The following is a 19,085-nucleotide window of genomic DNA, read 5'->3' as shown; positions in this document are numbered from 1 at the left end:
TGCCTGCTAGGCATTGGGCAAAGGAGATTTGCCCATGACCCAGATGATGCGTGCTGTCGAAATCACCAAACCCGGCGGCCCGGATGTTTTGCAGTTGACCGAACGCCCGGTGCCAGAACCGCAAACCGGTCAGGTGATCCTCAAAGTGGCATATGCGGGCGTGAATCGCCCAGACGCGCTGCAACGCGCGGGGGCCTATGACCCGCCTCCGGGTGCCAGCGATCTGCCGGGACTTGAAGCGTCGGGCGAAGTTGTTGCCGTCGGCGCCGGGGTTGAGGGGCTTTCGATTGGTGATCAGGTCTGTGCTCTGCTGCCCGGTGGCGGGTACGCGGAATTTGTGGCCACACCTGCCGCGCATTGCCTGCCCGTCCCAAAAGGGATGGGCATGAAAGAGGCCGCCTGTCTGCCCGAGACCTTCTTTACGGTCTGGTCCAACGTGTTCACCCGTGGTGGGCTGAAAGCGGGCGAACGGTTTTTGGTGCATGGTGGGTCCAGCGGTATTGGTACGACCGCGATCCAGTTAGCCAACGCGTTTGGAGCTCGGGTGTTTGCGACCGCCGGGTCCGCTGAAAAATGCGAGGCCTGCGAGAAGCTGGGCGCGGAAAGGGCGATCAACTACCGCGATGAGGAATTTGTTGGGGTCATGCGGGCCGAAGGTGGCGCGAACCTGATCCTCGACATGGTTGGCGGCGACTATATTCCGCGCAACGTCAAGGCGCTGGCCGAGGATGGGCGACTGGTTCAGATCGCGTTCCTGCAAGGCCCAAAGGTCGAGCTGAACTTTGCCATGATGATGGTTAAACGCCTGACCCTTACCGGGAGCACCTTGCGCCCGCAAAGTGATCTGGCCAAGGCCAAGATCGCACAGGATCTGCGTGAGGCGGTCTGGCCATTGCTGGAGGCCGGGAAGGTTGCCCCTGTCATGGACAGCGAGTTCGATCTGGCCGATGCCGCAGCGGCGCATGCGCGGATGGAAAGCTCGGGGCATATTGGCAAGATCGTTCTGAACGTCGCAGGCTAAGAGCTCGGCGCGCGGGTCTATCCCGCGCTTTTTTCGTTCAGGCGACCGCGCGGCGATACAGGTGCCAGGTGGCGTGACCCAGAACCGGCATCACAACGATCAGGCCCAACAGCAGCGGGATTGCTCCGATGATCAGCAACGCCGCTACGATGAAGCCCCACGCCAGAATGACACCTGGGTTGTGGCGCAGAACCCGGACCGATGTCACCACGGCCACTGGCAGGCCAACCTTGCGGTCCAGCAGCAGGGGGAAGCTGACAACGCTGACGGCCAATGCGACCAGCGCGAAAAGGAATCCGACGGCGTTTCCGAAGATGATCATGGTCCAGCCTGCGCCTGTGGTGAAAACTTCGGTCACGAACGCACCGAAAGAGGTCGGCAGGTCCGGACCAAGCGTGTGGACATAGATGGCCTGCGCGACCATCAGCCAGACGAGCAACAGCATGACCAGATAGAATCCCAGCGCCAGAATCGCTCCGAATGACGGGGATCGGAACACCCCGAATGCGTCCAGCCAGTGGACTTCTCCGCCCAATTCGCGTTTGCGGCTGATTTCATACAGACCCACCGCTGCGATCGGGCCGATCAGGGCAAACCCCATGACCAGCGGCGCCAACAGCGGCACCATGTTCCTGTTCAGACCAAATCCGAACATCAACAGTCCGGCGATTGGATAGATCAGGATGACAAAAATCGCATCCGCGCGCGTTTCAAGAAAGTCGTGATACCCCGCCGCCAGACACTCGCGCAGGTCCTGCATCGTCAGGGTCTGCACCTTTGGCAGGTGTCGCGTATCGGCGCTGCCAATACGGTTCACGCTTTCTGCAATGTGATCGCCGGTCGCGCCAATGTTCCGGGCCGCCCAGCTAATTGGATTTCCAATCGTTTTAGCCATCATCATCCCCTCCCTTTGCCAACAGCGCAGCAGAGTGAATCCGGCATGAGTTGCCCTTGGCCGGACCAGCCGACAACGCTCGGACCCCAGTATAGCACAATTTTTCTCGTCGTGGTTGCGTCCGGTGCTATCGTGCGGATTGCCCTGTTTCACAGTCGTGTTAGCTTGGCGTCAGGCAACAGGAGGTCAGCATGCAGCAAACGGCAAGAACCGTCGTCATTCACGAACACGGCGGCCCCGAAGTTCTAAAGATCGAGGACCGGCCATTGGGCGACCCAGGGCCCGGAGAAGTTCGCATTAGCCACCGTGCCTGCGGGCTGAATTTCATTGATGTTTATCAACGAACGGGGCTGTACCCGCTGGAATTGCCGCATGCGCTGGGCATGGAAGCCGCGGGCGTGATCGAAGCTGTCGGAGAGGGCATCACCCATCTGGAACCCGGACAGCGCGCCGCTTATGCCGCAGCGCCCGCCGGAGCTTATTGTGAGGCGCGCGTCATGCCCGCGTCGCAAGTGTGCCCATTGCCCGAGGCGATTTCATTTGATGCGGCGGCGGCGATGATGCTCAAGGGAATGACGGTCGAATACTTGTTTCACCGCACAACACCCCTGAAACGGGGCGATACCGTATTGTTTCACGCGGCTGCCGGTGGCGTTGGGCTGATCGCCTGCCAATGGGCCAAATCCGAGGGGATCACCCTGATCGGGACGGCGGGAACGGATGAAAAATGCAGCCTTGCCCAGTTCAATGGCGCCGCGCATTGCATCAACTACCGGACTGAGAACTTTGCCAAGCGCGTGGCCGAGATCACCGACGGCAAGGGCGTGGACGTGGTGATGGATTCCATTGGGGCGGATACATTCAACGGCTCTTTGGATTGTCTGAAGCCCTTGGGAATGATGATTTCCTTTGGCAACGCCTCGGGGCCGGTGCCGTTGATGGATATCGGGATTCTGGGCAAAAAAGGCTCGCTCAAAATCACCCGACCGACCTTGTTCACCCATATTGCCGATCATGCCGTGTGTCAGGCAATGGCGCGCCGTCTGTTTGGCAAGGTCGAAGGCGGAGAGGTCAAGATCCACATAGACCAGCGGTTCCCCCTAGATCAGGTGTCCGAGGCGCACCGGGTGCTTGAGGCCCGTCAAACCACGGGAAGTACCATTCTGGAACCCTAGGACAAAACCGGAAATCGAGAGTTTTAACAAGAAACGGCGGCAGAGTGATCTGCCGCCGCCTTCTTTAATAGTGTCAGCGCGTTACTGCTGCAGTTCTGCCGGTGTCTTGTCGGCAATGGTTTCCCAGTTGGTGCTGGCCTGCTCGATAAAGCCCGGAATATCACCTTCCCAACGTTCCTGAATGTCCTGCGACAGGTTCAGGTACAGCTTGTTGTCAACAATTTTCCAATAGGTCGGGTCACCGTCGAACTTGAAGCCCATCGCCGCACCAAATGCGCAGTAGCCGCCATATGCGGGCAGATACGCTTCGGGGTTTTCTTCAAACGCGGCTTTGTTTTCTTCGTTGGCAAAACGGTACAGCGCGTCGTTGTGCAGGGTGGTGATGCGGTAATCGCCTTTGGTCGGCTCACCTGCGGTGAAGTAGGCAACCGGGTCGTAACCCTGCATCGCCAGACCGGTCGAGCTTGCGTTCAGTTCTACACCTGCGGCCAGAGCCGAGCTTGCGATGGCAACAGACAGCGCGACGCCACCGATGATGGATTTGAACTTGTTCATTGTTTTCACCTTTCGTGAAAGGGGCGGCCACGCGACGCAGAAAATTGCGCCCGGACAACCCAAGTGTTTTTTGTCCATGAGACCTGTAATTGGTCGTCACGGAACCCAAATGGGCAGACCGTCAATCACGTTCAAAGCAATCAATTGTGAATGTGCGGAGGTGAATAGCTTCTGTTCAGAAATGCAGAGGTCATTCAGGGATCAGGTTCGAAACCCAGTACGAAATCGGTGACTTTCTGCACCGACATCTCGCAGGGGCGCAGCAGGGCGCCACTGTTCCTGGTCAGATAAAGGTTCAAGCTGATGTAGTCCCCGCTGCCCAGCTCATGCGCGACCAGTTTGTGGGATTTGCCGCCGGCCAGTTCCGTACGGTTGACGATATAACGCCTGCCGCAGACGCGCCCGGTTGATGACCCCGCCGGGATGGCGAAAAATGCGCTCAGAAAGGGCTCCGTGACGCTCAAGACTGTCCGATTTTTGGTTCGGTCCCGGCGCGAATACGGGCGATGTTGGCACTATGGCGCCAGTAGACCAGCAGTGTCAGAATCGCTCCCAGCACCAAAGACCTCGTGTCCGTCAGCACCATAACCCAGATCGTCGACATGGCTGCCGCCACCAGTGCAGCGAGGGATGAGATGCGCCAGATCGCTGCGACCACCAACCATGTCAGGCAGCAGGCAACGCCGACGCGCCAGTCCAGCGCCAGCCAAAGTCCCAGAAAGGTGGCGACACCCTTGCCACCTTTGAACCCCAACCAAATCGGAAAGCAGTGGCCCAGAAAAGCGGCCAGCGCGGCGATTTGTGCAGCGTCTTCTCCGGCCATCGCTCGTGCCACCAGGACGGCGACTGCGCCTTTTGCGGCGTCGAAAACAAGGGTCAAGGCGGCGGCGGCCTTGTTGCCTGTGCGCAGCACATTAGTCGCGCCGATATTGCCAGATCCGATGTTGCGCAGGTTGCCCAGCCCCATCACCTTGGCGACGACCATGCCAAACGGGATCGAGCCCATAAGATACCCGAGTGCGGCCCAGAGGATTAGCTGGTCCGTGGAACTGTCAATTATGGGCATTAGGGTCTCCGGTAAACTTCTTGTCCTGCAACGAAAGTTGCGGTGACCTTACCCTGCATCCGCTGGCCGTCAAACGGCGTGTTCTGCGATTTCGATTTTAACGAAAACCGGTCAAGCACAAAGGGCACATCCGGGTCGAACAGCACCAGATCAGCGGGCGCGCCTTCGGACAGGCGTCCGCTGTCCAGACCAAGGCGTTTTGCCGGGTTCAGGGCCATGGCGCGGAATAGCGTAGGCAGGTCCAGTTGCCCGGAGTGATATAGGCGCAGCGCTGCAGGCAGCAGCGTTTCCAGCGCCACCGCGCCCGATGCGGCCTCTTCAAACGGCAGGCGTTTGCTTTCCTCGTCCTGCGGGGTGTGCATTGAGCTGATCGTGTCGATCAGGCCAGTCCGCACCGCTTCGATTACCGCTTGCCGGTCGTCTTCGGATCGTAGCGGCGGCTTGACCTTGAAGAAGGTACGATAATCGGCCACGTCCAGCTCGTTCAGCGTCAGATGATGGATCGAGGTGCCGGCAGTGATGTTCAGCCCGTTTCGCTTGGCCCGTTCCAGTGCGGGCAGGGCGCGGGCGGTGGTGATCTGGTCAGCGTGATAGGCGGCCCCGGTCATCTCCAGCAAGGCGATATCGCGGTCCAGCCCCATCCGCTCGGCCATGGGCGAAACGGCAGGTAAGCCCCGCAGCACGGCGAACTTGCCGCTGGTCGCCGCAGCTCCGTTGCTGAGAATGGGTTCCTGCGGGTGTGCTATGACAAGCGCACCGCAGGCCCGGGCATAGGTCAGAGCCCGTGAAAACACCTTCGTATTGGCAATGACGTGGTCGCAATCGGTGAAGGCGACAGCGCCTGCATCCTGCAGAAACCCGATCTCAGTCATCTCGCGCCCGTCGCGGCCTTTGGTCAGCGCAGCCATGGGCAACACGTTGACCGGGGTATCGGCCTGCGCGCGGCGGGTGACGAACTCCAGGCTCTCCGGCGTATCGATGGCAGGGCTGGTATCGGGCCGGGTCACGATGGTGGTCACGCCGCCGGCAGCTGCGGCCAGACCTGCGGATTTATAGCTTTCCTTATGCCGCTCACCCGGTTCGCAGACCTTGACGCCGATATCGACGATACCTGGGGCAAGGCATTGCCCTTTGCAGTCAATGACCAGCGCGTCCGAGGCCGGAGCATCCCCTTCACCGCGCGCGGTAATCCGTCCGTCGTTCACTTGGAGCCAGCCGAGGCTGTCCGCACCGGTTTCCGGGTCGATCAGGCGGGCGTTGGTGAAAATAGTGTTGCTCATGCCATTGCCCTTTCGATGGCGGCTTTGGTGGCGGCGGGATCGGCCTGATACTTGATCAGATGCTTGTCGCCACCCTTGGTGACGATCTGGACGAAACTGCCCATGATGTTGACCGCCTTGATCTGGTTCAGCGGTACAACGCGCGGACCGGGGCCGGTGAGATTGGTTTCGGACATTTGCCAGTTGGCCGCCATCTCCTCCGAGGCCAGATACCACGCGCGCACGCCAACGGCGGCGAGGCCGGCCGGTGCACCGGTCCAGACATAGGGGTTGCCGATCAGCCAGAGTATGACCATTGCAGCGGCCATCGCCCCGGCGGCGAGCCACGTGTTCGTGCGGATATATGCGCGCTTATCCGGGGAAAATGTCACAGGATCAGCCACAGGGCGCCTCCGATGATCAAAAGGATCACGACTGCAAGGACCGCCGAACCGATCCGGCGGGGTTTGTCGTCTTGTGGCGGCGTTTGCGGAGCCGAGAACGGCTTTGCGCTTTCTGTTTCGATTTTTCCGCCGGCCCAGTTTGTCGCCTCTTCGGTGTAAAGGCCGATCAGGCGGACCTTCGGATCTGGCTTTATCGCGGCGGCGCGGCCTTTGAACGCCGCGCTGCGCAGGACCATGACCCAGCCTTCAATGGCGTCCAGCATGTCCCGATCCAGCTGATCCTGGGCGACGCCGCAGCCTTCGTTCAGATAGCCGTAAAGACCCAAATCTTCGAGGTCCGACACCGGGAAAATGTCGATCTGGTCCGGGTCCAAACCTTCGACGCCCAATGCCTGATCGGCGGCACCCGGTTCGCGCAAGAACTTTGCCTCTTCCGGGCGCATGTCGAGTTGAAACAGGCGCAGGACGCCAAGTTCGTGGGGGGCGACGGTCAGATCGCTCATGCGGCCTCGCGCAGGTTGCGGGCCAGCAATTCCATTGCCGCCATGCGGACGGCGACGCCCATTTCGACCTGTTCCTGAATAACCGACCGGTTGATGTCGTCTGCCAGCGTTCCGTCAATCTCGACCCCGCGGTTCATCGGACCGGGGTGCATGACGATGGCGTCCGGCTTGGCTTGCGCCAGCTTGGCGGCGTCCAGGCCATAGCGGTGATAGTATTCACGTTCCGAAGGGATGAACCCGCCGTCCATCCGCTCTTTCTGAAGGCGCAGCATCATGACGACATCGACGTCTTTCAGACCCTCGTTCATGTCGTCGTAAACCCCGGCGCCGAATTCGGCAAACTGGCTGGGGACCAGTGTCGGGGGGCCGATCAGACGGATGCGGTTTTCCATCTTGCCCAGCAGGATCAGGTTCGAACGGGCTACGCGGGAATGCGCAACGTCTCCGCAGATCGCGATGTTCAGCCGGTGTAGACGGCCTTTGGCGCGGCGGATGGTCAGCGCGTCCAGCAGGGCCTGCGTCGGGTGTTCGTGCTTGCCATCGCCCGCGTTCAGCACTGCGCAATTTACTTTCTGCGCCAACAGGTCAACAGCGCCCGAGTGCGGATGCCGCACCACCAGCAGGTCGGGGTGCATCGCATTCAAGGTCATTGCCGTGTCGATCAGGGTCTCGCCCTTTTTGATCGAGCTGGCCTGCATGGCCATGTTCATCACATCCGCGCCCAGTCGCTTGCCGGCCAGTTCGAAACTGGCCTGCGTACGGGTCGAGTTTTCGAAGAACATGTTGATTTGCGTCAGGCCCGACAGCACGTCGGAATGCTTGGTCGACTGACGGTTCATGTCGACATACTTTTCGGCCAGATCAAGGATGGCGGTGATATCGGATTGCGACAGATGCTCGATGCCAAGAAGGTGACGATGGGCGAAACGCATGGGCGGGCTCCTGTCTGACAATCGCGCCGCTTATAGGAAGCTCCGCGCGCAGAGGCAACCTAAGGTTCGGTTCACTCGGGCAATTTCTCGCACCCGCCTTCGGGCAAACACTGCTCGCCTGGCTTGCACCACTTGCCGTATCCGCAGTCGATGGCTTTGACGGGAACACAGCCCTGATTGCGGGAACACTTAAACCCCTGACGGCACTGCGATCCCGTTTTCTCACAGAAATACCAACCCGGACGCGAACACCCGCCGCCCGGCAGGCAGGATGATCCGGAACCGCAGGTCCGGCCGTCGTCGCAGGTTTGTGGGGGAATCTCCAGGTAGTCGGGGGTGTTCTTTTCACACTCGCCACGGGCATTGCAGAAGCTGCCACCCGGACAGTCCAGACGTGATCGGCACTTGTTCTGACCAGCTGGGGCACATCGGGTGCCGCCGGCAACGCACCGTTCGAACGGGCCGCAGGTTCTGCCACCGCCGCAATACGTGCCGCCCAGGGGTATGCAGTGTCCGTCAAAGCTACATCTTTGCCCGCCCGAACAGCAGGTGCTACCGCATTTGAATTGGCCGGCACGGCACTGGCCATTTCTGTCGTGAAAGTGCGCAAAACCCGGACCGCTGAGCATAGTCAGCAGCAAACTGAAGAAAAGGAATCGCAAAATTGACAACATGAACATTCCAATCGTCGGTGCGACGGACCGCCCGATCAAGGCCTATCTGCTTTCCCTCGTTCAAAAGGTGGTTAGATTGAGGGTTATGGAATCGGCCTTGGACTATCATACCGCGCGGGCTCTGCTGGAATGGCAGATCGAATTGGGCGCAACAGATGCAATCGGTGACGCACCGGTGGATCGCTATGCGTTGCCCGACACCGCGCCCAAGGCCAAAAAGCCCGCTCAGGCTCAGGCTGCGCCTGAGAAACCCAAACAGGTTGATCCGGTTGCGGTGGCGAAATCTGCAGCTCAGACCGCCAACTCGCTGGAGCAGTTGCAGGCGGCGATGATTACGTTCGACCCTTGCGAACTGAAACGCGGAGCGCGTCAGTTGGTCTTTGCTGACGGTACACCCGGTGCGCGAGTGATGATCATTGGCGAGGCTCCGGGCCGTGATGAGGACCGTGAAGGCAAACCCTTTGTCGGGCGCGCCGGTCAACTGTTGGACCGGATGTTGGCTGCAATTGACCTGAACCGGTCTGAGAACGTCTATATCACCAACGTTTTGCCGTGGCGTCCGCCGCAGAATCGCGATCCAAAGCCCGAAGAAATCGGTATGATGAAGCCGTTCCTGGAACGGCATGTGGCACTGGCCAAGCCCGAGGTTTTGGTGGTGATGGGCAATATCAGTTGTCAGGCCGTTCTGGGTAAACGTGGTATCACACGTCTGCGCGGTCAGTGGGATCAGGCTATGAACCTGCCGGTCATTCCGATGTTCCACCCCGCCTACCTGTTGCGGCAACCACAGATGAAACGGCAGGCATGGGCTGATTTGCTGGAACTGAAAGCACGGCTGGAGGGTAAGGCATGAAGATCCTCGCATTCTCGGACCTGCATATGGCGCGCAACCGCGCCGCTGAAATAGTAGCCGCAAGCGACGAAGCCGACCTGGTTATCGGCGCCGGAGACTATTGCAACACGCGTCAGGGATTGGATCAGGCGATGGCGATGCTGGCCGGTATCAACACGCCTCTGGTGTTGGTGCCCGGCAACGCGGAAAGTGCCGGTGAACTGACCGATGCCGCGCCAGAAGGTGTCCACGTTCTGCATGGCGCGGGCATGACCGTCGATGGGTTGCGTCTGTTCGGTCTTGGGTACGGCGTACCGGTCACGCCTTTCGGTGACTGGTCGTGCGACCTGAGCGATCCCGAGGCGGCCGAGTTGCTGGACCGTTGCGAAGCGGCTGACATCCTGATTTCGCATTCTCCACCCAAGGGGCATGGCGATACCACGTCAATGGGGGACGCTGTTGGATCGGTTGCTGTTCGTGACGCAATCGAGCGGCTGCAACCGCAATTTGCCCTTTGCGGCCATATCCATGACAGCTGGGGCTACCGAGGTTCCATCGGCGTCACCCGGATCGCCAATCTCGGCCCCACCGTAAACTGGTTCGAGGTAGCCACATGATCGAGACTGTTACTCTTCTGGCGTTTATCCCGGCTGCCATTGCGCTGAACCTTACGCCCGGGGCAGATATGATGTTCTGCTTTGGGCAGGGACTGCGCTCCGGCGCGAAACCGGCAATCGCCGCCAGCGCGGGTATTTCCGCCGGTGCGATGGTTCATGTTCTGGTGGCGGGTCTTGGTTTGGGGGCCGCTGTCGCGACGATGCCATGGCTGTTCGACGTGATCCGATGGATGGGCGTTGCCTATCTGCTGTATCTTGCCTGGGGTGCGTTTCGGAATGGGGCGGTCTCTGCCGATGCGCCGACCAGACCGACCCGGTTTGCGTTCCGGGATGGGCTGATTGTGAACCTGACAAACCCCAAGGTCATCCTGTTCGTACTGGCTTTCATCCCGCAATTCGTGAACCCGGCAGCAGGCTCGATCTTGCTGCAGTTCCTGATTTTCGGTTCGATCATCGCGCTGGGCGGGTTTGTGATAAACGGGCTGGTGGGGATCTTTGCCGGAGGCGCGGGTAAGGTTCTGATCTCGAACCCGCGCGCCTCGCGTATCATGGGCTGGGTGACCGGGGGAATTTTCGCGGCCCTCGCCGTCCGGCTTGCTATTATGGAAAGGGCCTGACGCCACATGTCGCGCATCGACGAAACCATGGAATTCATCCCGGTTCGGATCGCCGTTCTGACTGTCTCGGACACACGCTCGCTGGATGACGACCGTTCAGGTCAGACGCTGGTGGACCGGATCGAAGGGGCCGGGCACGTGGTCGCCGCTCGCATGATAATTAAGGATGAGCGCAACGAGATCGCCGATCAGCTACGGGTTTGGGTCGCTGACCCCGAAATTGACGTAGTTATCTCAACCGGCGGTACGGGCCTGACGGGTCGTGATGTGACAGTCGAGGCGCATCGCGATGTCTATGAGAAGGAAATCGAGGCGTTCGGCACCGTTTTCACGATCATTTCAATGGAAAAGATCGGCACTTCAGCGGTGCAATCCCGTGCCACGGGCGGTGTTGCGGGCGGAACCTACCTGTTTGCCTTGCCCGGCAGTCCGGGCGCCTGCAAAGACGCGTGGGACGGAATTCTGGAAAAACAATTCGATTACCGTCACCGCCCCTGCAATTTCGTGGAAATAATGCCCAGATTGGACGAACATTTGCGACGGAAGTAGACTGGTCGCACGTTAAACCGTTCATAACCGCTTTGTGGCTTGGCATTTTTTGTTGCCCAGCTACCATTTGCGAATGGCAGCCTGAAGCAACCGGGGTGAATTTTGTATGCGATTTCTGAGGCAAAGCCTTGTAGGAGTCTTTCTGGCGTCGCTGACGCTGGCCCTGTTGTTCGTGGCCGCACAGATGATCGCGGGCGCCGTGCAGGACGTCCTGACGCGGGAAGAGACCGCGCCACAAGCCCGTGAGCGTGTGTTTGCAGTGACAGTACGGCCTGCTGAGTTGGAAACGGTCACTCCGTATCTGGAAGCATTTGGCGAGGTTCAAAGCCGCCGTAGGTTGGAACTGCGGGCGGCGCTGGGCGGGCGCGTGATCGCGTTGGCCGAAGATTTCGAAGATGGCGGTGTTGTTACCGCAGGCGAAGTTCTGGTCGAGCTTGACCCCGCAGACACCCAATCCGCGCTGGATCGGGCAAAGTCGGATCTACTGGACGCCCAATTCGAAGAGCGTGACGCGGAACGGTCCCTGTTACTGGCGCAGGACGAGTTGAACTCGGCCGAAGCGCAGGCCGAACTGCGCGGGCGTGCGTTGCAGCGTCAGCAGGATTTGCAGACCCGCGGAGTGGGTGCTGCTGCGGCTGTCGAAGAGGCTGAATTGGCCGAAGCTGCCGCGCAACAGGCGGTTTTGGCCCGCCGGATCGCGCTGGCGCAGGCCGAATCGCGGGTCGATCAGGCGACGACGTTGCTGGCCCGCGCCCGTATCGCCTTGGAAGCGGCCGAACGTGATCTGGATGACATGACGATCCGCGCCCGATTTGCGGGCACGTTGACGGATGTGACGCTGGTCGAAGGGCGACTGGTGTCCGCAAATGAAAAGCTGGCGGAATTGGTCGACCCGAATGCGCTTGAGGTCGCCTTTCGCGTCTCAACCGCGCAATATGTCCGATTGCTGGACGCAGACGGAAAACTGATCGACGCGTCGGTGACGGTATCGCTTGAAGTTACGGGTACCGATCTGACTGCCGAAGGACGTATCAGCCGCGACAGCGGATCGGCGGGTGAAGGGCAGACCGGACGATTGATTTATGCCCGCCTCGATGATGCTTCGGGGTTCAAGCCGGGCGATTTCGTGACGGTCACAGTGCAGGAACAACCGCTGGATAACGTAGTGCGGCTGCCGTCTTCGGTTCTGGATGCCGTCGGGACCGTTCTGGTTCTGGACACAGATGACCGGCTCGAGGCGTTGCAGGTACAGCTGATCCGCCGTCAGGGAGATGAAGTCCTGTTGCGCGGCGAAGGGCTGGTGGGGCGCGAGGTCGTGATCGGTCGCACGCCGCTGTTGGGTTCAGGTGTGCGTGTTCGGCCATTGCGGATAGATGAAAATGCCGGGGCCGCACCGGATATGGTCGAGCTATCCGAGGATCAGCGCGCCCGGCTGGTTGCTCAGGTTGAGGCAAGTACGCGCATGCCACAGGACGTCAAGGAACGGGTTTTGGGACAATTGAGTGAGGCCCGGGTCCCCGCGTCGCTGGTCCAGCGAATTGAAAACCGGGCAGGGGGTTAGGCGCCATGATGCGCGAAATCCCCGGCGCGGCAGGCGGTATCCTTAGCTACTTCACGCGTCACCGGACGGTGGCTAACCTGTTACTTCTGGTCATGCTGGTTCTGGGCGCGGCGGCCATCCCGAACATGCGGGCGCAGTTCTTTCCGGACGTGATCCTTGAACGCGTCGACGTCCGCGTAGATTGGGATGGTGCCGGTCCTGAAGACGTGGACAACGGCATTGTTCAGGTGCTGGAACCCGCCTTGCTGGCTGTCGAGGGAGTCGCGAGTACGGAATCAACCTCACGCGAAGGGCGGGCCAGTATCCAGCTGGAATTCGAGCCCAACTGGGACATGTCCCGCGCTGTTGAAGAGGTCCGAACCGCCGTCGACAGTGTCACAAGCCTGCCTGATGATGCAGAGGAACCGACAATTCGTCGTGGCGCGTGGCGGGATCGGGTCACGGACGTGGTCGTTACGGGACCTGTCGATCCGGATCATCTGGCCAAATTCACGGATGAATTGATCAACCGCCTGTTCGCGGTTGGAGTCACCCGCACCACGATCCGCGGCCTTGCAGCGCCGCGTATTGTGGTCGAAGTGCCCACCGCTCAGCTGATTGCCAACGATATCACCCTGTCCGAGGTCGCCACCGCCGTCGCGGCAGAGGTGAACGCCAACCCTGCAGGTGACGTGACCGGAGCGAATGCGCGCATCCGAACAGGTACGGAAAAGCGCACGCCGGAAGAAATCGAAGGCATTGCCCTGCGCAACTTTGCCGATGGGTCCAAGTTGCTGGTGGGCGATGTGGCGAACATCCGGGTGGAAGGGGTCAACCGCAATCGCAGCTACTTTGTCGGCGATAACCCGGCGATGTCCGTGCGGGTCGACCGCTCGAACCTTGGGGATGCGATTGAAATCCAGCACACGGTCGAAGATGTCGTACGCGAAATGCAGGCCAGCCTGCCCGAAGGCGTTACCGTCGAGCTGATCCGGACCCGCGCTCAGGCAATCACCGACCGTTTGGATATTCTGGTCGACAACGGCCTTGTGGGGTTGGGCCTTGTGGTCTGCCTGCTGTTTCTGTTCCTGAATGCCCGCATCGCCTTTTGGGTTGCCGCCGGGATACCCGTCGCCATGTCCGCAGCGATCGCGTTCATGTATATCGGCGGATTGTCGATCAACATGGTGTCGCTGTTCGGCCTGATCATCACGTTGGGCATTGTTGTGGATGACGCCATCGTCGTGGGCGAACACGCTGATTTCCGCGCGCGCCGATTGGGTGAGGCCCCCATGATCGCCGCCGAACGCGCCGCGCGTCGCATGGCGATGCCTGTATTCGCCGCGACCCTGACGACGGTGATTGCCTTTTTTGGTCTGACACTGGTTGGCGGCCGGTTTGGCGAGTTGATCCGCGACATCCCCTTTACGGTGATCGCGGTGCTGATTGCCTCGTTGATCGAATGCTTCCTGATCTTGCCGAACCACATGGCGCATGCCATCGCGCATTCCACCAAAGAACACTGGTATGATCTGCCGAACCGAGTGGTTAATCGCGGGTTCCGGTGGGTTCGGGACAATTTGTTCCGCCCATTGATCGCCTGGGTGGTCTGGGCGCGCTACGTGGTCGTGGCGATTATGATCGTAATCCTGGCCAGCCAGATCGCCCTTTTCATCAAGGGTGATGTGAACTGGCGGTTCTTCAACGCGCCTGAACGTGGCTCGGTCACTGGCAACTTCATCATGGTCGAGGGGGCCACACGTGCCGATACGCTGACCATGATGCACGAGTTGCAGCGCGCAACCGAGGAACTGGGGCAGATCTACGAAGAACGCCACGGGCGTAATCCGATCGACTATGTTCTGGCCGAGGTTGGCGGATCCGCAGGGTGGGGTCTGTCTGCTGCCGATGGCAAAGACGCCGACTTGCTGGGCGGTATTTCCATCGAGCTGATAGACGCTGACCTGCGCCCCTATTCCAGCTTTGAATTTGTCGGCGAGTTGCAGGAATTCGTCCCGCGTCACCCCAAGGTCGAATTGCTCAGCTTCCGCGGCTGGCGGTCCGGTCCCGGTGGCGATGCTATTGATGTCCAGTTCTATGGCGCGGATGTGAATACGCTCAAGTCCGCATCCGAGGACCTGCAGACTGAACTTTCGAAATACCCCGAGGTTTCGGCGCTGGAAGACAATCTTGCCTATGACAAGGAAGAGTACATTCTGGACCTGACCGCGCAGGGCGAGGCGCTGGGATTCCGCATTGAAACGCTGGGCCGCGTGCTGCGTGACCGATTGAACGGGATCGAGGCCGCGACCTTCCCTGATGGACCGCGCAGCGCCGAGATCCGCGTGGAACTGCCCGAAGGGGAACTTACGGCAGACTTCCTTGAACGTACCCTGATGCGAACCCCTGAGGGGGTGTATGTACCGCTGGCCGATATCGTCTCGGTCGAGCGTAAATCCGGTTTCTCAACTGTCAGGCGTGAAAATGGTCTGCGGGTGATTTCGGTGAACGGTGATGTTTCAGAAGACGATCCAAAACGCGCAGAAGAGATTGTCCGGGCGATGAATGAAGAAATCCTGCCCAAAATCGCCTCGGAACGGCAAGTCGAGTGGCGCATGGCAGGGCTGAGCGAACAAGAGGACGAATTCCTGTCCGAGGCCCGTACAGGTCTGATCCTGTGTCTGACGGGTATCTATCTTGTGCTGGCCTGGGTGTTTGCCAGTTGGACGCGGCCGTTGGTGGTGATGGCAATCATTCCGTTTGGATTGGTGGGCGCGATCTGGGGGCACTACCTGTGGGAAGTTCCACTGAGCATGTTCACCGTTGTGGGCCTGTTGGGGATGACCGGGATCATCATCAACGATTCGATCGTACTGGTGACGACGATCGACGGTTATCAGCAAGACCGGGGGCTTGTGCCTTCGATTGTTGAGGGAACGGCGGACCGTCTGCGTCCGGTGATGCTGACGACACTGACCACGGTTCTGGGGCTGACGCCATTGCTGTATGAGGGATCGCAGCAGGCGCAATTCCTCAAACCCACTGTCATTACGCTGGTTTACGGGCTTGGCTTCGGGATGCTGTTGGTTCTGCTTCTGGTGCCCGCGTTGCTGGCAATCCTGAACGACCTGTCGCGGCCGATGACAGCGATGCGACGGGCCGCCCGTGCCCCGGATCGGGTGGTGCAGGGCGCCGTGGCGTGCACAGGTTTCTTGCTGCTCTTGTGGTTCGGGCTGACAATGGTTTGGCCCGCGATGAACGGCGCGCCCGTCGGCGTGCTGTCTAGCCTCTATGGGGGCGAGGACGGAATTGCGGCTCTTCAGATGGGGTTGGGCGCTTTTGCTGCCGGAGCCGCGCTGATCCTTGTCCTCAGCGTGGCTCTGTCAGGCGTTCTCTTTGCACGTCTCAGAGGGCCTGCTGCCTAAGCCCGGCGCAGGGCGGTCTCCAGAAGGTCGACAACGCGGTCGCTCATCGGCAGTTCGCCCCGGCGGATCTGATCCACGGGGAACCAGCCAGCATCCAGTGCATCATCGCCTGCGACGGGGTCGCCCGCCTGATACTGGCAGGCCACGCCCACCAGCAGGTAATGCGACAGGGTTTCGCCACTGTCGCCCCGGCGCAGAAGGTCCAGGTTGTCGAGATAATGTAGCGGTTCGGCGATCACCGAGGTTTCCTCGCGCAGTTCGCGTTGTGCAGCTTGCAGGACGGTTTCTCCCCATTCGACATGGCCGCCGGGGAACCCCCAAAGACCTGCATCGGGTTGCTTGCTGCGTTTCACCAACAGCACGCGGTCCTCATGCAGAACTACTGCCAACGCGCCAATTTTCGGGGTTTGTGTCATGGGGTCACCGGGTTCAGCCTGCGCTGCACCCCTGAATATCGACCGCGTGATTTGCACCCAGCACTGTGATGCGAATCTCTGAGCGATCCAGCGCAAATGGTCCGCCGGCGGCATTGATCACCTCGGAGGTCGCGACCAAGGTGTTGCCTTGCCGCTTGGTATCCGTCTGCGAGGCCCAGAGTGCGGGATTTCCCGACTCGATCACGGCAACTTCCCGGCCACCGGCCGAAGGCATTGTCACGCGCGCCTCGATCCGCATTCCGTCGGATGTTGGCGTCAAATGGCAGCTGGTGTGGGCCACGCTGGCTTCTTGCGCCGAAAAAGGTCGCTGGGCGAGTGCTGCGGCGATGGCCGGGTTACGTCCAGCCTCCGCGTCCAGGGTGTGATCGAAATCCAGTTGTTCAGGGATACAAACGTCCTTGCAAACACCCAAATCCATCGTCCCCTTTAGCCGGACCGGTTTTGCGGGGTTTCTGGGCGTGATTTCTACCGGCAGAACCAGTTCGTTTTCATACCCGATGGACTGCAATCCATTTTGGTCAAAGACATCCGGTGCAGGCCATGTAATCGATACATCACCAACGTTGTCTGAGCGGTTCCAATCGAATTCCGGTGGAATCCCGGCATCGCCGGGCGCGCGCCAATAGGTTTTCCAACCATCCTGCAACGTTACCCGCACGGCACCAAGGTAAGTGCCCTGAGCCGTTCGCCCTCCGTCCAGAATCTGCAACTCAGCAACGGATCCCTCCACCTGTGCAGTCACAGGCACCGCGAAGCCCACGCCGAGGGCCATGGCAATCGCCGGAAATGTCATTTTCACGCTCATTCCCTATAAATGCGCGGTTGGGGCCGGGATTCCAAGTCACGTTCCGGTCACCCGGATGAAATCTGCGGAAAAATGCGCTGATCCCTTGCCATTACCGGTGACCAAGGGTCATTGTTGAATAAGACCCAGCAAGAGATGTCGGCCTATGGATCTTACCGGTAAACTGTTGATTGCGATGCCCGGCATGGGCGATCCGCGCTTTGACCATTCGGTGGTGTATCTGTGCAGCTATGGCGATGATGGCGCTATGGGGCTGATTATCAACAAACCGTCGGACCTGCGGATCAAGACGCTTTTGGGCCAGCTCAACATCCCATGCCGGATTCCGGTCGTAGGTGAGCGCCTTGTCCATTTCGGCGGCCCGGTCGAGATGTCGCGGGGTTTTGTCCTGCACAGCTCGGACTATGAGGCAAACTTGCATTCCATGCACATCACCGACGAGTTCAGCATGACCGCTACACTGGACATCCTCGAAGATATGGCCTCAGGGCGGGGACCTTTGAACTCGACACTGGTGTTGGGCTATTCAGGCTGGGGTCCGGGGCAGCTTGAGGATGAGATCGCCATGAACGGCTGGCTGACGACCGAGGCATCGTCCAAGCTGGTTTTCGATGTCCCAGACGATGAGAAATGGGAGGCCGCGCTGGCGACTCTGGGTGTAGACCCATTGATCCTGTCGGCCGATTCAGGGCGCGCCTGATCAGGTGTGTCGCGGGGCCGCAGCGCGGCGCAGGCGGTCATTGATGGCCGCGCCCAATCCATGATCCGGAATTGGTGTGACTGCGATGGGTCGACCTGTTGCATTCAATGTGTGCAGGGCGGCAAACAGATTTGCAGCCGCCTCGGCAAGGTCACCGGTTGCTGACAGGTTCAGATCGCAATCTACCGGCCCAAATCCCAGCAATACCTCGTCTCCCCGCGCAGTGCTTGCGTTCAGGCGGACAGGTGCGTCCGGAGCGTAATGCGATTCCAATTGCCCGGGCGCGTTCAGCGCATCGCCGACTTGGTGGACATGCAGTTGGGTGTTCAACACCGTTTCGACCTGTTCCAGCGCGACACCGCCGGGGCGCAGAAGTGCGGGCTCACCGGACAGCCCAACGATTGTACTCTCCAGGCCAACGCCGCATGGGCCGTCATCCAGAACCGCCGCAATACGCCCGTTCAGGCCGGACAGCACATGTTCGGCGGTTGTCGGGCTGATTTGCCCTGACGGATTGGCCGACGGTGCGGCGACCGGTCCGTCGAACTCGGTCAGCAGGGCGCGTGCCGTCGGGTGGGCCGGAACACGGACCGCCAGAGTCTCCAAACCGGCAGTCACCAAAGACGAAATTCCGTGGCCCGGCCGCAGCGGCAGAACCAATGTCAGGGGGCCGGGCCAGAACGCATCGGCCAGCGCTTCGGCCTGATCGGACCAGTTTACGAAACGCTTGGCGGCTTCGACCGAGGCGACATGTGCGATCAGCGGATTGAAACTGGGTCGCCCTTTGGCGGCGTAGATGCTGGCCACGGCCTCGCCATTTCGTGCATCGCCGCCAAGACCGTAAACCGTCTCGGTCGGGATGGCGACCAGAAGCCCCTGACGCAGCAGGTCCGCAGCCTGTGCGATTCCGGCCGGATCGGCGGATAAACTCATTGTGCCGTTAGGGATCATGGGTGGTGACGCCGCGTTTTGATTGCGTGTAGCATATGGACCGATACGTAATCGACTGAACCCAGATGCATAAACGCGGGCGCTGGAAATTCCAAGCCCGCCGGCGTAAACGCCACTGAGACAGCCCC

20 protein-coding genes are annotated in these 19,085 nt (G+C 60.2%); 9 read left to right on the top strand and 11 right to left on the bottom strand.

Translation table 11 applies throughout. The annotated features are described in order from the left end of the window. The first annotated feature begins 34 nt into the window (after positions 1-34). Positions 35-1,021: an NAD(P)H-quinone oxidoreductase gene (locus MHN28_RS11375; RefSeq protein WP_239339132.1), complete on the top strand. Its 987-nt coding sequence runs from the start codon at positions 35-37 to the stop codon at positions 1,019-1,021. A 37-nt stretch (positions 1,022-1,058) separates the two neighbouring features. Here the strand turns inward: MHN28_RS11375 and MHN28_RS11370 are convergent, their stop codons facing one another. Further along, the gene (locus MHN28_RS11370; RefSeq protein WP_239339129.1) at positions 1,059-1,916 is read right to left on the bottom strand and encodes a DUF2189 domain-containing protein; all 858 of its coding nucleotides are present in this window, start codon (positions 1,914-1,916) and stop codon (positions 1,059-1,061) included. A 191-nt stretch (positions 1,917-2,107) separates the two neighbouring features. Between MHN28_RS11370 and MHN28_RS11365 the strand changes: the two genes are divergently transcribed. After that, complete coding sequence (locus MHN28_RS11365; protein ID WP_239339126.1) at positions 2,108-3,091, top strand: quinone oxidoreductase; 984 nt, start codon at positions 2,108-2,110, stop codon at positions 3,089-3,091. A gap of 81 nt (positions 3,092-3,172) precedes the next feature. Here the strand turns inward: MHN28_RS11365 and MHN28_RS11360 are convergent, their stop codons facing one another. The 7 genes from MHN28_RS11360 to MHN28_RS11330 form a co-directional block, all read right to left on the bottom strand. Continuing rightward, positions 3,173-3,646 carry a YHS domain-containing (seleno)protein gene (locus tag MHN28_RS11360; RefSeq protein WP_239339124.1) on the bottom strand — a complete coding sequence of 158 codons (474 nt, stop codon included), beginning with the start codon at positions 3,644-3,646 and terminating at the stop codon, positions 3,173-3,175. A 194-nt stretch (positions 3,647-3,840) separates the two neighbouring features. Beyond that, the gene (locus MHN28_RS11355) at positions 3,841-4,110 is read right to left on the bottom strand and encodes a hypothetical protein (protein WP_239339122.1); all 270 of its coding nucleotides are present in this window, start codon (positions 4,108-4,110) and stop codon (positions 3,841-3,843) included. Next, positions 4,107-4,712: a glycerol-3-phosphate 1-O-acyltransferase PlsY gene (plsY, locus tag MHN28_RS11350; RefSeq protein ID WP_239339120.1), complete on the bottom strand. Its 606-nt coding sequence runs from the start codon at positions 4,710-4,712 to the stop codon at positions 4,107-4,109. The genes MHN28_RS11355 and plsY overlap by 4 nt, the downstream gene beginning before the upstream one ends. Next, on the bottom strand, positions 4,712-5,992 hold the full coding sequence (gene pyrC, locus MHN28_RS11345; RefSeq protein ID WP_239339118.1) for a dihydroorotase: 1,281 nt from the start codon (positions 5,990-5,992) through the stop codon (positions 4,712-4,714). The genes plsY and pyrC overlap by 1 nt, the downstream gene beginning before the upstream one ends. Next, entirely contained in the window at positions 5,989-6,375 is a 387-nt protein-coding gene (locus MHN28_RS11340; protein ID WP_239339116.1) for a hypothetical protein, read from the bottom strand. Before MHN28_RS11340 ends, pyrC begins: the two co-directional genes overlap by 4 nt. Next, positions 6,360-6,878 (bottom strand): hypothetical protein, encoded by a 519-nt coding sequence (locus MHN28_RS11335; RefSeq protein ID WP_239339114.1) that lies wholly within the window; start codon positions 6,876-6,878, stop codon positions 6,360-6,362. Before MHN28_RS11335 ends, MHN28_RS11340 begins: the two co-directional genes overlap by 16 nt. Beyond that, a complete protein-coding gene (locus MHN28_RS11330; RefSeq protein ID WP_239339112.1) occupies positions 6,875-7,810 on the bottom strand; it encodes an aspartate carbamoyltransferase catalytic subunit in 936 nt (311 codons plus the stop codon). The genes MHN28_RS11335 and MHN28_RS11330 overlap by 4 nt, the downstream gene beginning before the upstream one ends. A 759-nt stretch (positions 7,811-8,569) precedes the next feature. Here MHN28_RS11330 and MHN28_RS11325 point away from each other — a divergent pair. The 6 genes from MHN28_RS11325 (at position 8,570) to MHN28_RS11300 (ending at position 16,064) form a co-directional block, all read left to right on the top strand. Continuing rightward, on the top strand, positions 8,570-9,337 hold the full coding sequence (locus MHN28_RS11325; protein WP_239339273.1) for a uracil-DNA glycosylase family protein: 768 nt from the start codon (positions 8,570-8,572) through the stop codon (positions 9,335-9,337). Continuing rightward, entirely contained in the window at positions 9,334-9,933 is a 600-nt protein-coding gene (locus MHN28_RS11320; protein ID WP_239339110.1) for a metallophosphoesterase, read from the top strand. Before MHN28_RS11325 ends, MHN28_RS11320 begins: the two co-directional genes overlap by 4 nt. After that, a complete protein-coding gene (locus MHN28_RS11315) occupies positions 9,930-10,550 on the top strand; it encodes a LysE family translocator (RefSeq protein WP_239339107.1) in 621 nt (206 codons plus the stop codon). The genes MHN28_RS11320 and MHN28_RS11315 overlap by 4 nt, the downstream gene beginning before the upstream one ends. 6 nt (positions 10,551-10,556) lie before the next feature. Beyond that, positions 10,557-11,099: a molybdenum cofactor biosynthesis protein B gene (moaB, locus tag MHN28_RS11310; RefSeq protein ID WP_239339104.1), complete on the top strand. Its 543-nt coding sequence runs from the start codon at positions 10,557-10,559 to the stop codon at positions 11,097-11,099. Positions 11,100-11,205: 106 nt separating this feature from the next. Further along, on the top strand, positions 11,206-12,660 hold the full coding sequence (locus MHN28_RS11305; RefSeq protein WP_239339101.1) for an efflux RND transporter periplasmic adaptor subunit: 1,455 nt from the start codon (positions 11,206-11,208) through the stop codon (positions 12,658-12,660). A 5-nt stretch (positions 12,661-12,665) separates the two neighbouring features. Continuing rightward, positions 12,666-16,064: an efflux RND transporter permease subunit gene (locus MHN28_RS11300; RefSeq protein ID WP_239339099.1), complete on the top strand. Its 3,399-nt coding sequence runs from the start codon at positions 12,666-12,668 to the stop codon at positions 16,062-16,064. Here MHN28_RS11300 and MHN28_RS11295 read toward each other — a convergent pair. After that, the gene (locus MHN28_RS11295) at positions 16,061-16,480 is read right to left on the bottom strand and encodes an NUDIX hydrolase (protein WP_239339097.1); all 420 of its coding nucleotides are present in this window, start codon (positions 16,478-16,480) and stop codon (positions 16,061-16,063) included. The genes MHN28_RS11300 and MHN28_RS11295 overlap by 4 nt on opposite strands. A 13-nt stretch (positions 16,481-16,493) precedes the next feature. Further along, a complete protein-coding gene (locus MHN28_RS11290; RefSeq protein ID WP_370645694.1) occupies positions 16,494-17,294 on the bottom strand; it encodes a protein-disulfide reductase DsbD domain-containing protein in 801 nt (266 codons plus the stop codon). Positions 17,295-17,451: 157 nt separating this feature from the next. Between MHN28_RS11290 and MHN28_RS11285 the strand changes: the two genes are divergently transcribed. After that, positions 17,452-18,006: a YqgE/AlgH family protein gene (locus MHN28_RS11285; protein WP_239339095.1), complete on the top strand. Its 555-nt coding sequence runs from the start codon at positions 17,452-17,454 to the stop codon at positions 18,004-18,006. On the opposite strand, the gene MHN28_RS11280 is transcribed toward MHN28_RS11285, so the two are convergent. Continuing rightward, entirely contained in the window at positions 18,007-18,939 is a 933-nt protein-coding gene (locus tag MHN28_RS11280) for an L-threonylcarbamoyladenylate synthase (protein ID WP_239339093.1), read from the bottom strand. Positions 18,940-19,085 lie beyond the last annotated feature (146 nt).

The organism is Ruegeria sp. Ofav3-42, assembly GCF_022347725.1.
In the GTDB taxonomy this organism is placed as follows: Bacteria; Pseudomonadota; Alphaproteobacteria; order Rhodobacterales; family Rhodobacteraceae; genus Ruegeria.
Note: the sequence above shows the minus strand (reverse complement) of the source record. Positions and strands in the feature narration are given on the sequence as shown.

What these genes read in the sequence shown, in the direction of transcription:
- MHN28_RS11320 (WP_239339110.1), top strand. Translation starts at nt 9,334, where the DNA reads ATGAAGATCCTCGCATTCTCGGACCTGCATATGGCGCGCAACCGCGCC.
- MHN28_RS11300 (WP_239339099.1), top strand. Translation starts at nt 12,666, where the DNA reads ATGATGCGCGAAATCCCCGGCGCGGCAGGCGGTATCCTTAGCTACTTC.
- MHN28_RS11330 (WP_239339112.1), bottom strand. Translation starts at nt 7,810, where the DNA reads ATGCGTTTCGCCCATCGTCACCTTCTTGGCATCGAGCATCTGTCGCAA.
- MHN28_RS11360 (WP_239339124.1), bottom strand. Translation starts at nt 3,646, where the DNA reads ATGAACAAGTTCAAATCCATCATCGGTGGCGTCGCGCTGTCTGTTGCC.
- MHN28_RS11335 (WP_239339114.1), bottom strand. Translation starts at nt 6,878, where the DNA reads ATGAGCGATCTGACCGTCGCCCCCCACGAACTTGGCGTCCTGCGCCTG.
- MHN28_RS11325 (WP_239339273.1), top strand. Translation starts at nt 8,570, where the DNA reads ATGGAATCGGCCTTGGACTATCATACCGCGCGGGCTCTGCTGGAATGG.
- MHN28_RS11295 (WP_239339097.1), bottom strand. Translation starts at nt 16,480, where the DNA reads ATGACACAAACCCCGAAAATTGGCGCGTTGGCAGTAGTTCTGCATGAG.
- MHN28_RS11365 (WP_239339126.1), top strand. Translation starts at nt 2,108, where the DNA reads ATGCAGCAAACGGCAAGAACCGTCGTCATTCACGAACACGGCGGCCCC.
- MHN28_RS11315 (WP_239339107.1), top strand. Translation starts at nt 9,930, where the DNA reads ATGATCGAGACTGTTACTCTTCTGGCGTTTATCCCGGCTGCCATTGCG.
- MHN28_RS11375 (WP_239339132.1), top strand. Translation starts at nt 35, where the DNA reads ATGACCCAGATGATGCGTGCTGTCGAAATCACCAAACCCGGCGGCCCG.
- moaB (WP_239339104.1), top strand. Translation starts at nt 10,557, where the DNA reads ATGTCGCGCATCGACGAAACCATGGAATTCATCCCGGTTCGGATCGCC.
- MHN28_RS11285 (WP_239339095.1), top strand. Translation starts at nt 17,452, where the DNA reads ATGGATCTTACCGGTAAACTGTTGATTGCGATGCCCGGCATGGGCGAT.
- plsY (WP_239339120.1), bottom strand. Translation starts at nt 4,712, where the DNA reads ATGCCCATAATTGACAGTTCCACGGACCAGCTAATCCTCTGGGCCGCA.
- MHN28_RS11280 (WP_239339093.1), bottom strand. Translation starts at nt 18,939, where the DNA reads ATGAGTTTATCCGCCGATCCGGCCGGAATCGCACAGGCTGCGGACCTG.
- MHN28_RS11290 (WP_370645694.1), bottom strand. Translation starts at nt 17,294, where the DNA reads ATGACATTTCCGGCGATTGCCATGGCCCTCGGCGTGGGCTTCGCGGTG.
- pyrC (WP_239339118.1), bottom strand. Translation starts at nt 5,992, where the DNA reads ATGAGCAACACTATTTTCACCAACGCCCGCCTGATCGACCCGGAAACC.
- MHN28_RS11305 (WP_239339101.1), top strand. Translation starts at nt 11,206, where the DNA reads ATGCGATTTCTGAGGCAAAGCCTTGTAGGAGTCTTTCTGGCGTCGCTG.
- MHN28_RS11370 (WP_239339129.1), bottom strand. Translation starts at nt 1,916, where the DNA reads ATGGCTAAAACGATTGGAAATCCAATTAGCTGGGCGGCCCGGAACATT.